General features: G+C 66.6%; 12 protein-coding genes. 3 read left to right on the top strand and 9 right to left on the bottom strand.

Features of this window, described 5'->3' with window-relative positions; genetic code table 11:
* Positions 1 to 43: 43 nt before the first annotated feature.
* The 4 genes from dnaG to KY49_RS26400 all read right to left on the bottom strand — a co-directional run bounded on the left by dnaG (position 44) and on the right by KY49_RS26400 (position 4,120).
* The gene (gene dnaG, locus KY49_RS26415; RefSeq protein WP_042587383.1) at positions 44 to 1,921 is read right to left on the bottom strand and encodes a DNA primase; all 1,878 of its coding nucleotides are present in this window, start codon (positions 1,919 to 1,921) and stop codon (positions 44 to 46) included.
* A 74-nt stretch (positions 1,922 to 1,995) separates the two neighbouring features.
* A complete protein-coding gene (locus tag KY49_RS26410) occupies positions 1,996 to 2,442 on the bottom strand; it encodes a GatB/YqeY domain-containing protein (protein ID WP_042587382.1) in 447 nt (148 codons plus the stop codon).
* A gap of 163 nt (positions 2,443 to 2,605) precedes the next feature.
* A complete protein-coding gene (gene rpsU / locus KY49_RS26405; RefSeq protein WP_004190342.1) occupies positions 2,606 to 2,818 on the bottom strand; it encodes a 30S ribosomal protein S21 in 213 nt (70 codons plus the stop codon).
* A 75-nt stretch (positions 2,819 to 2,893) separates the two neighbouring features.
* Positions 2,894 to 4,120 carry an NAD(P)/FAD-dependent oxidoreductase gene (locus KY49_RS26400; protein WP_256250301.1) on the bottom strand — a complete coding sequence of 409 codons (1,227 nt, stop codon included), beginning with the start codon at positions 4,118 to 4,120 and terminating at the stop codon, positions 2,894 to 2,896.
* 116 nt (positions 4,121 to 4,236) lie between these two features.
* Here KY49_RS26400 and tsaD point away from each other — a divergent pair, with 116 nt between their 5' ends.
* Complete coding sequence (gene tsaD, locus KY49_RS26395) at positions 4,237 to 5,277, top strand: tRNA (adenosine(37)-N6)-threonylcarbamoyltransferase complex transferase subunit TsaD (RefSeq protein WP_010089144.1); 1,041 nt, start codon at positions 4,237 to 4,239, stop codon at positions 5,275 to 5,277.
* 116 nt (positions 5,278 to 5,393) lie between these two features.
* On the opposite strand, the gene folE2 is transcribed toward tsaD, so the two are convergent.
* From folE2 to KY49_RS26375, 4 genes are all read right to left on the bottom strand, one after another.
* Positions 5,394 to 6,203, bottom strand: coding sequence for a GTP cyclohydrolase FolE2 (gene folE2 / locus KY49_RS26390; RefSeq protein WP_042587380.1), 810 nt, complete (start codon positions 6,201 to 6,203; stop codon positions 5,394 to 5,396).
* A gap of 157 nt (positions 6,204 to 6,360) precedes the next feature.
* Complete coding sequence (gene dxs, locus KY49_RS26385) at positions 6,361 to 8,265, bottom strand: 1-deoxy-D-xylulose-5-phosphate synthase (protein WP_042587379.1); 1,905 nt, start codon at positions 8,263 to 8,265, stop codon at positions 6,361 to 6,363.
* 81 nt (positions 8,266 to 8,346) lie between these two features.
* Complete coding sequence (locus KY49_RS26380; RefSeq protein WP_042587378.1) at positions 8,347 to 9,231, bottom strand: polyprenyl synthetase family protein; 885 nt, start codon at positions 9,229 to 9,231, stop codon at positions 8,347 to 8,349.
* Positions 9,228 to 9,521 (bottom strand): exodeoxyribonuclease VII small subunit, encoded by a 294-nt coding sequence (locus tag KY49_RS26375; RefSeq protein WP_042587377.1) that lies wholly within the window; start codon positions 9,519 to 9,521, stop codon positions 9,228 to 9,230. The genes KY49_RS26380 and KY49_RS26375 overlap by 4 nt, the downstream gene beginning before the upstream one ends.
* 270 nt (positions 9,522 to 9,791) lie before the next feature.
* On the opposite strand from KY49_RS26375, the gene KY49_RS26370 reads away from it, so the two are divergent.
* On the top strand, positions 9,792 to 10,898 hold the full coding sequence (locus KY49_RS26370; protein WP_042587376.1) for an aromatic ring-hydroxylating oxygenase subunit alpha: 1,107 nt from the start codon (positions 9,792 to 9,794) through the stop codon (positions 10,896 to 10,898).
* Positions 10,899 to 11,008: 110 nt separating this feature from the next.
* Positions 11,009 to 11,878 (top strand): sulfurtransferase, encoded by an 870-nt coding sequence (locus KY49_RS26365; protein ID WP_042587375.1) that lies wholly within the window; start codon positions 11,009 to 11,011, stop codon positions 11,876 to 11,878.
* A 54-nt stretch (positions 11,879 to 11,932) separates the two neighbouring features.
* On the opposite strand, the gene KY49_RS26360 is transcribed toward KY49_RS26365, so the two are convergent.
* Positions 11,933 to 12,808 carry a dienelactone hydrolase family protein gene (locus KY49_RS26360; RefSeq protein ID WP_042587374.1) on the bottom strand — a complete coding sequence of 292 codons (876 nt, stop codon included), beginning with the start codon at positions 12,806 to 12,808 and terminating at the stop codon, positions 11,933 to 11,935.
* Between the last annotated feature and the right edge of the window lie 325 nt (positions 12,809 to 13,133).

Below are 13,133 nucleotides of genomic sequence, written 5' to 3'. Positions count from 1 at the left end.
TATTATAGCACGCTGGGGAGCCCTCTCTTGGCGCCCCGGCCGCCTACAGCCCGAGCCGACGCTTCATGTCGGCCCGCTGCTGGTTCAATTCCGTCAATTCAGCCAGCTCCTCGGGTGTGAAGGTGGATTGCCGCGAAAGCCGGTCGAGCCGGTCGCAACATGCGTCGTAGCGCATCTTGAGCACAGCCGCCTGAAGCTCCTCCCCCGCGATCCGTTCCTGCTCACGCTGCCGCTCGGGCACCGTCTCGTCGTCCGGATTCTGTAACAGCAGATCGCGGACGTTTTCATCATAGTCCAGAATTTCGCGGAAGATTTCCTCGTAAGTCGCCGCGTTCGAGGATGTCCTCAGCACATCCGACAACAATCTGAACTCCGCCCCGTCGCCCAGCGCACGCGCATGGTCGACGACTTCGCCGAACAGCTCGCCGATGCGCGGCAGCGCCCGCAGCGTCGCAACCTGCTCGTCGTCGAGCTGCACGGCGACGCGCGGATGCATCACGAGGTTGCGCAACGCGCGCTTCTCGTTGTCCGTCACGCGGCGCCGATCGCTGCGCGCGGACGCCTGGCGCGGCGGCGCAGCGAGCCGCGTATCGACGTCCGACAGCCCCGCGACCTCCTCGAACGGAATGTCGAGCCGGTCCGCGAACATGTGCATGATCTGCGCGCGCAACGCATTCGCGGGCAGCGCCTGCAGCAGCGGCTTCGCATCGAACAGCGCCTTCGCGCGGCCTTCCGGCTGGTCGAGCGCCTTGCCGGCGATCGCCTCGTTCAGCAGGAACTGCGACAGCGGCATCGCCCGCTCGACTTGCTCGGAAAACGCGTCCGCGCCGAATTCGCGCACGTAGCTGTCCGGGTCGTGCTCGGTCGGCAGAAAAAGGAACCGGATCGTCCGGTTGTCCGCCGCGTGCGGCAGGCATGCCTCGAGCGCCCGCCGCGCTGCGCGGCGCCCGGCCGCGTCGCCGTCGAAGCTGAAGATCACCGTGTCGGTCTGCCGCATCAGCTTTTGCACGTGGATCGGCGTGCACGCGGTGCCGAGCGTCGCGACCGCGTTCGGGAAGCCGAGCTGCGCGAGCGCGACGACATCCATGTAGCCTTCGACGACGAGCACGTACTTGCGCTCGCGGATCGCGAGCCGCGCCTCGAACAGCCCGTACAGCTCGCTGCCCTTGTTAAATAGCGGCGTTTCGGGCGAATTCAAATACTTGGGCTCGCCGCTGCCGAGCACGCGGCCGCCGAAGCCGATCACCTGCCCCTTCACGTTGCGGATCGGGAACATGATCCGTTCGCGGAAGCGGTCGTAGCGCCGCGCGACGCCCTGCGCGTCGGTCTTCTCGCTGACGATCACGAGCCCGGACTCGACCAGCGCATCGTCCCGATAGTCGGGGAACGCCGCCTCGAGGTTCTGCCAGCCGTCCGGCGCATAGCCGAGGCCGAACCGGGCCGCGACCTCGCCGGTCAGCCCCCGTTTCTTCAGATACTGGATCGCCGTGGGCGCGCCGCGCAGCTGCTTGCGGTAGTAGTCGCACGCGGCGGCCATCACGTCGGAGAGCGCGGTCGCCACCGATTTCGATACGGCCGGCTGCGACGGGTAGTCGCCACCGCCCCCACCGCCGCCACGCATCGGCGACGGTTCGTGCGGCACGGTCAGGCCGACCGACTGCGCGAGCTCCTGCACGGCTTCCGGGAACGACAGCCCCGCATGCTCCATCAGGAAACCGATTGCCGTGCCGTGGGCGCCGCAGCCGAAGCAGTGATAGAACTGCTTGGTCGGACTGACGGTGAACGACGGGCTCTTCTCGTTGTGGAACGGGCACAGCCCCATGAAATTGGCGCCGCCCTTCTTGAGCTGCACGTACCGGCCCACCACGTCGACGATATCGACGCGGTTCAGCAAATCCTGCAGGAACGAATGCGGAATCACCGTGGGATCGAACGGAAAAAAACGATGCGGAGCGACCCGGCGCGCACGATGTCAGCGCGCGCCGGGCACGGACTTTACTTCGAGAGCGCGGCCTTGACGAGCGCGGAAACGGCGGTCATGTCGGCACGGCCGGCGAGCTTGCCCTTCAGCACGCCCATCACCTTGCCCATGTCCTGCGGGCCTGCCGCGCCGGTCTGCGCGACCGCGGCCTGGACTTCGGCGGCCACCTCGGCCTCCGACAGCTGCGCGGGCATGTAGCCGCTCAGCACCGTCAGCTCGGCCTGCTCCTTCGCAACGAGATCGTCGCGGCCCGCCGCCTGGAACTGGCTGATCGAATCCTTGCGCTGCTTGATCATCTTGTCGATTACGGCCGTGACGGCGGCATCGTCGAGCGTGATCTGCTCGTCGACCTCACGTTGCTTGATCGCGGCCAACAGCAGGCGAATCGTCGCGAGACGCTCGGCTTCCTTCGCGCGCATCGCCGCCTTCATGTCTTCGCTGATCTGGTCTTTCAAACTCATCTTTCACCCGGGAATGGAAACGTGAATTCGACGCCCATTGACGGACGTCAACACAAAAACCCGCTTGGGACACTGTCTCAAGCGGGTTGCTCGAATCCGGCATCGGCGACTCGCGACGGAACCGCCGGTGCGCCGCTCAGCGAACCGCGCGGCGCTACATCATTCAGTACAGCTTCTTCGGCAGCATCTGGCTGCGGATGCGCTTGTAGTGACGCTTCACTGCTGCAGCCTTCTTGCGTTTGCGTTCGGCCGTCGGCTTCTCGTAGAACTCGCGCGCACGAAGTTCGGTCAGCAGACCGTTCTTTTCGATCGTGCGCTTGAAGCGACGCATGGCAACTTCAAACGGCTCGTTTTCTTTAACGCGAATGATCGTCATGACCCGACACGTAAAAAAGTTTGCAGGGAAAGATTATTGAGTATAGCAGACCCTTTACACAAACGCATTATTGCGTCAAGCGCCGCGTGCGAACTCCGCCGCCGCCTGCCCGGCGGCCACGCCGGACGCCCACGCCCACTGGAAGTTGTAGCCGCCCAGCCAGCCGGTCACGTCCACCGCTTCGCCGACGAAGAACAGGCCTGGCACCCGCGCGCTCATCAGCGTCGCCGACGACAGCTCGCGGGTATCCACGCCGCCCCGCGTCACCTCGGCCTTCTTGTAGCCCTCGGTGCCGTTCGGCGTCAGCGTCCAGCCGCCGAGCGCCTCCCCGACCTGCCGCAGCACCTTGTCCGGCAGATCGGCGAGCCGCATGTCGGCGGCCACCCGATGCGTGTCGAGCCACGCGTGCGCGAGGCGCGACGGCACCCACTCCGCGAGCAGCGAGCCGACCTGGCGCTTCGACGCGCGCTTGGCCTCGAGCAGATCGGCGACGACGTCGCGCTGCGGCAGCAGGTCGACGCGTATCGGCTCGCCGGGCTGCCAGTAGCTCGAAATCTGCAGGATGCCGGGCCCGGACAGCCCGCGGTGCGTCAGCAGCAGATCCTCGACGAATTCGCCGCCGCGCTTGCGCTCGCCGGTCGACACGCGCACCTCGAGCGACACGCCGGACAGCGCGGCGAACGGCGCCCAGTCCTGCTGCGCGAAGGTGAGCGGCACGAGTGCGGGCCGCGTATCGACGAGCTTGTGGCCGAACTGCTTCGCGATCCGGTAGCCGAAGTCGGTCGCGCCGATCTTCGGGATCGACAGGCCGCCGGTGGCGATGATCAGCGCGCGCGCCGCGATCGGGCCCGCTTGCGTGTCCAGCGTGAAGCCGTCGGCCGGCGCATGACGCACCGCGTCGACGACGACCGGCCGGCGCCATGCGATGCCGCCGGCGTCGCACTCGTGCTTCAGCACGTCGATGATCGCGTCGCTGCCGTGGTCGCAGAACAGCTGGCCCTTGTGCTTTTCGTGCCAGGTCACCCGATGGCGCTTGAGCAGGCCGAGGAAATCGCGCGGCGTATAACGCGCGAGCGCCGAGCGGGAAAAATGGGGATTGGCCGACAAGTAATTGTCGGGGCCCGCGTACAGGTTCGTGAAGTTGCAGCGGCCGCCACCCGAGATGCGGATTTTCTCGGCGAGTCGCGGCGCGTGGTCGACCAGCACGACGCGGCGGCCGAGCTGCCCGGCCACCGCCGCGCTCATCATGCCGGCGGCGCCCGCGCCGATCACGGCGATATCAAAAGTTTCCATGGCGCGGATTGTACCCGGCCCGGCCCGCGCCGCGGCCAGCGGCGGGAAGCGCGTGCCTGCTATACTTTTCGGTTACGTTGACATTCCGGCGACGCCGCGCGACACGGCACGCCCTGCCCCATACCATGCTCGTTCTCGGCATCGAAAGCTCCTGTGACGAAACCGGCCTCGCGCTCTACGACACGCAGCGCGGGCTGCTGGCGCACGCCCTCCATTCGCAGATCGCGATGCATCGCGACTACGGCGGCGTCGTGCCCGAACTCGCATCGCGCGACCACATCCGCCGCGCGCTGCCGCTGCTCGAGGAAGTCATCGCGCAAAGCGGCACGAAGCGCGAGGACATCGACGCGATCGCCTTCACGCAGGGCCCGGGGCTGGCCGGCGCGCTGCTCGTCGGCGCGAGCATCGCGAATGCGCTCGCGCTCGCGTGGAACAAGCCGACCGTCGGCATCCATCATCTCGAAGGCCACCTGCTGTCGCCGCTGCTCGTCGCGGAGCCGCCGCCGTTTCCGTTCGTCGCGCTGCTCGTGTCGGGCGGCCATACGCAACTGATGCGCGTGACCGACGTCGGCGTGTACGAAACGCTCGGCGAGACACTCGACGACGCCGCCGGCGAAGCATTCGACAAGACCGCGAAGCTGATCGGCCTCGGCTACCCGGGCGGCCCGGAAGTGTCGAAGCTCGCGGAAACCGGCACGCCGGGCGCCGTCGTGCTGCCGCGCCCGATGCTGCACTCCGGCGATCTCGACTTCAGCTTCAGCGGCCTGAAGACCGCCGTGCTGACGCAGATGAAGAAGTTCGAGGCCGCAAAACTGACCGGCGACGCACTCGAGCGCGCGAAGGCCGACCTCGCGCGCGGCTTCGTCGACGCGGCCGTCGACGTGCTCGTCGCGAAGTCGCTGGCGGCGCTCAAGAAGACGAAGCTCAAGCGTCTCGTGGTCGCAGGCGGCGTCGGCGCGAACCGACAATTGCGCGCCGCGCTGTCGGCCGCCGCCGCGAAGCGCGGCTTCGACGTGCACTACCCGGATCTCGCGCTGTGCACCGACAACGGCGCGATGATCGCGCTCGCGGGCGCGCTGCGGCTCGCGCGCTGGCCCGAGCAGGCGAACGCCGACTATGCGTTCACCGTGAAGCCGCGCTGGGATCTCGCGTCGCTCGCGCGCTGAGCGCGCCGACCCGCGTCGCGCACGCTGCCCGCACAAACGAAAGGCCGCTCGAACGAGCGGCCTTTCTCTTTCTGCCTGAGCGAAAGAAACGGCGCGAAACGGCGCGAAACGGCGTGTTATGCGGCCAGCCGCTTGTCGCGCTCGATCAGCGCATACGCGCTGTGATTGTGGATCGACTCGAAGTTCTCGGCTTCGAGCACGTAGGCCACGATGCGCTCGTCGGCATCGAGCCGCTGCGCGACGTCGCGCACCAGGTCCTCGACGAACTTCGGGTTCTCGTACGCGCGCTCGGTGACGAACTTCTCGTCCGGACGCTTCAGCAGCCCCCACAGTTCGCACGACGCCTCTTCCTCGGCCATCCGGATCAGCGCCTCGACCGGCACGTCGGCCGCGAGCTCGGCATCGATCGTCACGTGCGAACGCTGATTGTGCGCGCCGTACTGCGAGATCTTCTTCGAGCACGGGCACAGGCTCGTGACCGGCACCAGCACCTTCAGGAACAGCCGGGTCACACCGCCGCGGCTTTCGCCCGCGAGCGTCACTTCGTAGTCCAGCAGACTCTGCACGCCCGACACCGGCGCCGTCTTGTTCACGAAGTACGGGAACGTCACCTCGATGCGGCCCGCCTCGGCCTCGAGCTTCTCCAGCATCGACGCGAGCATCGTGCGGAACAACCCGGTCGTCAGCGGCGCGCGATGCTCTTCCAGCAACGCGACGAAACGCGACATGTGCGTGCCCTTCTGGTCGGCCGGCAGATGGACGTCGAGATTCCAGAGACCGACGGAGGGCTGCACGTCGCCACTCTCCGTGCGCACCGTCAACGGATGCCGGACCGCCTTCACGCCCACGCGCTGAATCGGAATCTGGCGGGTATCCACCGTGCTCTGCACGTCGGGCATCACGAAGGCGGGATTCATCTGGTTCATCTTGTTCAATCCTTTTAAGCCGCGCGCGGGACTTCGCGCGCGCCGCCGCAAGCGGCAGGCCGGAAAAACAACATGGGCCCGCAGGCCCATGTTTTCCGCATCAATGAAAGACCGTGCTGCGCCAGTCGCGTCGACGCCGCCTTGCGGCGGCGCCGGCTTACGCGACGCGCTTGGCCTGGTCGGCGACGTCGGCCGCCGGACTCAGGAAGCGTTCACGAATCGATTTCGCGATGCCCGCGCCGTCGAGGCCGCATTGCGACAACAGCTTCGCGTGGTCACCGTGATCGATGAAGCGGTCAGGGAGGCCCAATTGTAGTACGGGTCGGATAACCCCACTCTCCATCAGGGCTTCCACGCACGCGGAACCCGCGCCGCCCATCACGCAGCCTTCCTCGATCGTGACGAGCGCGTCGTGCGTCTCGGCCAGCTCGCGCACGAGCGCGGCGTCGACCGGCTTCACGAAGCGCATGTTCGCGACGGTCGCATCGAGTTCCTCTGCCGCGGCGAGCGACGGCGCGACCATCGTGCCGAACGCGAGGATCGCGATTCGCTTGCCTTGCGGCTGCGACGTGCGGCGGCGCACTTCGCCCTTGCCCAGCGGGATCTCGGTGAATTCCTTCACCGTCGCGACGCCCGTGCCCGCGCCGCGCGGATAGCGCACCGCGGTCGGGTTCGGCTGCAGCAGCGCGGTGTGCAGCATCTGGCGGCATTCGTTCTCGTCGGACGGCACCATGACCGTCATGTTCGGGATGCAGCGCATGAACGCGAGGTCGTATGCACCCGCGTGCGTCGCGCCATCCGCGCCGACGAGGCCCGAACGGTCGATTGCGAACACGACCGGCAGGTTCTGCAGCGCGACGTCGTGGATCAGCTGGTCGTACGCGCGCTGCAGGAACGTCGAGTAGATCGCGACGACGGGCTTCAGCCCTTCGGTCGCGAGGCCGCCCGCGAACGTCACCGCATGCTGCTCGGCGATGCCAACGTCGTAGTAGCGATCCTTGAAGCGCTTCTCGAACTCGACCATGCCCGAGCCTTCGCGCATCGCGGGCGTGATGCCGACGACGCGCGAATCGCGTTCCGCCTCGTCGCACAGCCATTCGCCGAACACTTGCGTGTAGGTCTTCTTCGCGGGCGTCGCCGACGGCTTGATGCCTTCGGCCGGATTGAACTTGCCCGGGCCGTGGTACAGCACCGGATCAGCCTCGGCAAGCTTGTAGCCCTGCCCCTTCTTGGTCACGACGTGCAGGAATTGCGGACCGCGCAGTTCCTTGATGTTCTGCAGCGTCGGGATCAGCGAATCGAGATCGTGGCCGTCGATCGGCCCGATGTAGTTGAAGCCGAACTCCTCGAACAGCGTCGCGGGCACGACCATGCCCTTCGCGTGCTCCTCGAGCTTGCGCGCGAGCTCGAGCACCGGCGGCGCGACGCTCAGCACGCGCTCGACGCCCGCGCGCGCGGCCGCATAGAAGCGGCCCGACATCAGGCGGGCGAGATGGCGATTCAGCGCGCCGACCGGCGGCGAGATCGACATGTCGTTGTCGTTGAGGATCACGAGCAGCTTCGCGTCCTCGCTCACGCCGGCGTTGTTCATCGCCTCGAACGCCATGCCGGCGGTCATCGCGCCATCGCCGATCACCGCGATCGAGAAGCGGTCGTCGCCGTTCAGCTGGCTGCCGATCGCCATGCCCAGCGCGGCGGAGATCGACGTGCTCGAGTGCGCGGTGCCGAACGTGTCGTATTCCGATTCCGAGCGGCGCGGGAAGCCCGAGATGCCGTCGAGCTGGCGCAGCGAATGCATCTGGTCGCGGCGGCCCGTCAGGATCTTGTGCGGATAGGTCTGGTGACCCACGTCCCAGACGATGCGGTCGTTCGGCGTGTTGAACACGTAGTGCAACGCGATCGTCAGCTCGACCGTCCCGAGGTTGGACGACAGATGGCCGCCCGTCTTCGACACGCTGTCGAGGACGAACGCGCGCAGCTCGTCGGCGAGCGGTTGAAGTTGGCGGCGATCGAGACGGCGCAAGTCGGCCGGATCGTCGATAGTTTTCAGCAAGTCGTACATCGTCGTTCCATTGTAGGAAATCAAACGCGCCCGCATTCTTTTGCACGCACCGTAGCGTGTGCGCGGCGGCGGGCTTTCGCGTCAGCTGACCCGGTTCACCACCAGGTCGGCAAGTTCGGCGAGACGCTGTGCGCGCGCGCCGAAAGGTTGCAGCGCGGCGTGCGCGTCGGCGCGCAGCTGTGCAGCCAGCTCGCGCGACGCATCGAGGCCGAGAATCGACACGTAGGTCGGCTTGTCGTTCGCGGCGTCCTTGCCGGCCGTCTTGCCGAGCGTCGCCGAATCGGTCGTCACGTCGAGAATGTCGTCGACGACCTGGAACGCCAGGCCGACCGCGGCAGCGTAGACGTCGAGCGCGGCCATCGCGTCCGCGGACGGGGCCTCGCCCGCGAGCGCGCCCATCCGCACGGCGGCGCGCAGCAGCGCGCCCGTCTTCATCCGGTGCATCGTCTCGAGCTGCTCGCGCGTGAGCTTCATGCCGACGCTCGCCAGGTCGATCGCCTGCCCGCCGGCCATGCCGATCGAGCCGCTCGCCAGCGCCAGCTCGCGCACGAGCGCGGCCTGCTGCGCGGGCGCCAGCGCGTCGGCATCCGTCAGCGCGACGAACGCCTGCGACTGCAGCGCGTCGCCGACCAACAGCGCGGTCGGCTCGTCGTACCGCACGTGCACGGTCGGCTTGCCGCGCCGCAGCGCGTCGTCGTCCATGCAGGGCATGTCGTCGTGCACGAGCGAATAGACGTGGATCATCTCCAGCGCCGCCGCAGCCGCGTTGCGCGCCGCCTCGGTGGCGCCGGTCAGCTCGCCCGCTGCATGGCACAGCAGCGGACGCACGCGCTTGCCGCCCCCGAGGACCGCGTAGCGCATCGCTTCGTGGAGTTGTGCGGGCACCACAGTTTCGGCCGGCAGGTAATGGCCGAGTGCATCCTCGACACGGTCAAGCACAGACCGCATCCATTGTTCGAATGTCATAGATCGTCGTCTTCGCCGTCCGTGGCGGCCGCTCCGGCCGAAAGCGGCTTCAGGGTCGCGCCGTCAAGCACGCGCACCTGCTGCTCTACTTTTTCGAGCTGCTGTTGGCAAAACGCAACAAGTGCGGCCCCACGGCGATAGGCCGCGAGCGAATCCTCGAGGCTCAGCGCGCCGCCTTCCATCCGGGCAACCAGCGTCTCGAGTTCCGCGAGCGCCATCTCGTAATTGTCCGGCAACGGCTCGCTGCCATTGCCGGGCGGCGTGGCGCCTGAGGATGCGGTTTTCGCCATGGACAAAGTGTCAAATTTCAAAACAAGTCGGACATTCTACGGCAAAAGAGAATTTTCCGACCTGCCGACTTGGTGCGCCAGGCGCACGCTCCGGCCCCACCTTTGGTGCAAATTGTGCTCCTCCGGATGGCCGCCCGACAAAAAATTGACACAAATCAGGCACTTAATACTGGCCTTGCCGAGGGAACCGGGTATAATTCTCCGTTTCCCTAAATCGATTTTTCGATGGTTGGGTTGTTCACTGCTTTCACGCTATCACCGGGAGTGGGAATGTCCAATCTGAGCGATGCGCTTCAGTTGAAGTCGGCTCACAGCCAGCTTCCAGTCACTGCATACTTCGATGAGGCGCTGCTAGCGCGCGAAATCGAAACACTCTTCAAGAAAGGACCTCGCTACGTCGGGCACGATTTGATGGTGCCCGAGGCGGGGGATTATTTTGCGCTGCCGTCCGAGAAGGAAGGCCGCGTGCTGGTCCGCAACCCGGCGAACCAGGTCGAACTGCTGTCGAACGTGTGCCGTCACCGGCAGGCGATCATGCTGAACGGACGCGGCCACGCGCAGAACATCGTGTGCCCGCTGCACCGCTGGACGTACGACCTGGAAGGCCAGCTGCTCGGCGCACCGCACTTCCCCGACAAGCCTTGCCTGAACCTCGGCAAGTCGCCGCTGCAGAACTGGCAGGGGCTGCTGTTCGAGGCGGAAGGCCGCAACGTCGCGCGCGATCTCGCGAACCTCGGCACGAAACACCACTTCGATTTCTCGGAGTACCAGTTCGATCACGTCGAAGTCCACGAGTGCGACTATAACTGGAAGACCTTCATCGAGGTCTACCTCGAGGACTACCACGTCGTCCCGTTCCACCCGGGCCTCGGCAGCTTCGTGTCGTGCGACGACCTGAAGTGGGAGTTCGGCGACTGGTACAGCGTGCAGACGGTCGGCGTGCACAACGCGCTCGCGAAGCCGGGCAGCGCGACGTACAAGAAGTGGCACGAGCAGGTGCTGAAGTTCCGCAACGGCGTGCCGCCGGAGTTCGGCGCGATCTGGATGGTCTACTACCCGGGCCTGATGATCGAGTGGTATCCGCACGTGCTCGTCGTGTCGTGGCTGATTCCGCGCGGGCCTCAGAAAACGACCAACATCGTCGAATTCTATTATCCCGAGGAAATCGCGCTGTTCGAGCGCGAGTTCGTCGAGGCGGAACTCGCGGCATACATGGAAACGGCGATCGAGGACGACGAGATCGCGATGCGCATGGACGCCGGCCGCCGCGCGCTGATGGAGCGCGGCGAATCGCAGGTCGGCCCGTACCAGAGCCCGATGGAAGACGGCATGCAGCACTTCCACGAATTCCTGCGGCGCCAGCTGGGCGACATCTGACGCCGGCATGCTGTTCAAGCATCACGATGCATGACGAAAAGACGGGCTGCGACCCGTCTTTTTTTGTTTAGACTTAGAACATCAGGCCGTTTGCTCAATCAGGAGCCGTCATGCCACATACCCATTACACCACGCTCATCTCCGCGGCCAATCTCGCCGAACGCCTCGCGGCCGCGCCCGCCAGCGTCGCGCTGTTCGATTGCCGCTTCGATCTCGCCGATACCGGCGCGGGCGAAACCGCGTATGCAGCCGGACACATCCCGGGCGCGCAGTACCTGCATCTCGATCGCGACCTGTCCGGCCGGAAGACCGGCACCAACGGCCGCCACCCGCTGCCGACGCGCGACGCGCTCGTCGCCACGCTCGTCGACCGGGGGCTCAACCAAGGCCAGCAGGTCGTCGCCTACGATGCGCAGGGCGGCTCCTATGCGGCGCGCCTGTGGTGGCTGCTGCGCTGGCTCGGCCACGATTCGGTTGCCGTCCTCGACGGCGGGCTGCAGGCGTGGCAGGCAGCCGGCCAGCCGCTGACGACCGAAACGCAGCATCCGTCGCGCGGCGACTTCCGCGCGCAGGCGCCGCTCGAATCGACGGTCGATGCGCAGGCCGTGCTCGCGAACCTGACGTCGCATGCGCGCGTCGTGATCGATGCGCGCGCGGCGGACCGCTATCGCGGCGAGAACGAAACGATCGATCCGGTCGGCGGCCACATCCCGGGCGCGCGCAACCGCTTCTTCAAGGACAACCTGGCCGCGGACGGCCGCTTCAAGACCGGCCACGAACTGCGCGAGACGTTTTCCGCGCTGCTGGCCGGCACCGAGCCGAACCTCGCGATCCTGCAATGCGGCTCGGGCGTGACCGCCTGCCACAACGCGCTCGCAATGGAAATCGCGGGCCTGCACGGCGCGTCGCTCTACCCCGGCTCATGGAGCGAATGGTGCGCCGATCCGTCGCGACCGATCGCGACCGGCCCGAATCCGTAAGCCATCCGACGGACGCACGTCGACGACGCGGCGGCCTCGGCCGCCGCGTTTCGTTTACATCACGCCATACTTGCGGAACCACGCGATCGCGCGCTTCCAGCCGTCCTCGGCATCGGCCTTCACATAGCTCGGCCGGTAATCAGCGAAGAACGCGTGGCCCGCATCGGGATACACGACGATCTCCGACTCGCGCGCAAGCTTCGAGTCGCTCTTCCGGATCTGCGCACGCATGTCCGCAAGCGATGCCTGCGTGATGTTCGCGTCCTTCTCCCCGTACAGGCCGAGCACGGGCACCTTGAGCATCGACGCATGATCGACCGGATTGAACGGCGTCATCTCGTCGGTCTTGCCTTCGACGAACCCGTACCACGCGATCGCCGCGCGCACGCTCGGATTGTGCTCCGCATACAGCCACGCCTGACGGCCGCCCCAGCAGAACCCCGTCACGCCGACGCGCGCCAGGTCGCCGCCGTTCTTGCCCGCCCACGCGAGCGTCGCATCGAGATCCTCGGTCACCTGCCGGTCCGGCACCTTGCTGACGACGTGGTCGACGAGTTCCTTGATCGTCGGATACTTCGACGCATCGCCCTGCCGCGCGAACAGGTCGGGCGCGATCGCCAGATAGCCGAGCTTCGCGAAGCGGCGGCAGATGTCGGCGATGTGCGCATGCACGCCAAAGATCTCGTGAATCACGATCACCACGGGCAGATTGGTCTTGTCCGCCGGCTGCGCGCGATAGGCCGGCACGCTCGAGTCGCCCGAACGAATCTCGATGGCGCCGGCGTCCAGCCCGGCGCTGTCGGTCATGATCGTCTGCGCCGACACGGGCAGCACCGCCGCCGCGAAGGCGCCGCCGAGCGTAGCCTGCATGAACTTGCGGCGCGAAAACGGAACGTGGGGAACCAGGCTGTCGACTTCGGGTTTCAACATGAATGCACTCCTCGATTGAGCGCCGCCATCACGCCGACGACGGCTTCGACATGACGGGGCATCGCGCCGGCCCACGACGCGGGCGCTGCGGTTGTTGGCACACGCCGCAAGCGGAAACCCGCACACGATGCCCAATAATCGGTTGTCACGTCAACTGTCCGAACGCAAGAGACCATCTCGATACGTGCAATCGACGTATCGCCCGATCAGGCTCGACGCACTCGGCACGCGTCGCCGGAACGACTGAAGCCGGCCGCGCGCGTACGCCCTCAAACGGCGGCGGGCGGGGAATCCGCTCGTCGCGCATTCCCCGCCCGCCAGGACC

The sequence above is a fragment of the Burkholderia sp. MSHR3999 genome, from assembly GCF_000833595.1.
Lineage (GTDB): Bacteria > Pseudomonadota > Gammaproteobacteria > Burkholderiales > Burkholderiaceae > Burkholderia > Burkholderia ubonensis.
The sequence above is the reverse complement of the archived record's forward strand: the minus strand, read 5'-3'. Positions and strand labels throughout refer to the sequence as shown.

Excerpts from the sequence above, each read along its gene's own strand:
- KY49_RS26365 (WP_042587375.1), top strand. The coding sequence starts at position 11,009 with ATGCCACATACCCATTACACCACGCTCATCTCCGCGGCCAATCTCGCC.
- rpsU (WP_004190342.1), bottom strand. The coding sequence starts at position 2,818 with ATGACGATCATTCGCGTTAAAGAAAACGAGCCGTTTGAAGTTGCCATG.
- KY49_RS26375 (WP_042587377.1), bottom strand. The coding sequence starts at position 9,521 with ATGGCGAAAACCGCATCCTCAGGCGCCACGCCGCCCGGCAATGGCAGC.
- KY49_RS26380 (WP_042587378.1), bottom strand. The coding sequence starts at position 9,231 with ATGACATTCGAACAATGGATGCGGTCTGTGCTTGACCGTGTCGAGGAT.
- dxs (WP_042587379.1), bottom strand. The coding sequence starts at position 8,265 with ATGTACGACTTGCTGAAAACTATCGACGATCCGGCCGACTTGCGCCGT.
- KY49_RS26370 (WP_042587376.1), top strand. The coding sequence starts at position 9,792 with ATGTCCAATCTGAGCGATGCGCTTCAGTTGAAGTCGGCTCACAGCCAG.
- KY49_RS26360 (WP_042587374.1), bottom strand. The coding sequence starts at position 12,808 with ATGTTGAAACCCGAAGTCGACAGCCTGGTTCCCCACGTTCCGTTTTCG.
- tsaD (WP_010089144.1), top strand. The coding sequence starts at position 4,237 with ATGCTCGTTCTCGGCATCGAAAGCTCCTGTGACGAAACCGGCCTCGCG.
- folE2 (WP_042587380.1), bottom strand. The coding sequence starts at position 6,203 with ATGAACCAGATGAATCCCGCCTTCGTGATGCCCGACGTGCAGAGCACG.
- KY49_RS26410 (WP_042587382.1), bottom strand. The coding sequence starts at position 2,442 with ATGAGTTTGAAAGACCAGATCAGCGAAGACATGAAGGCGGCGATGCGC.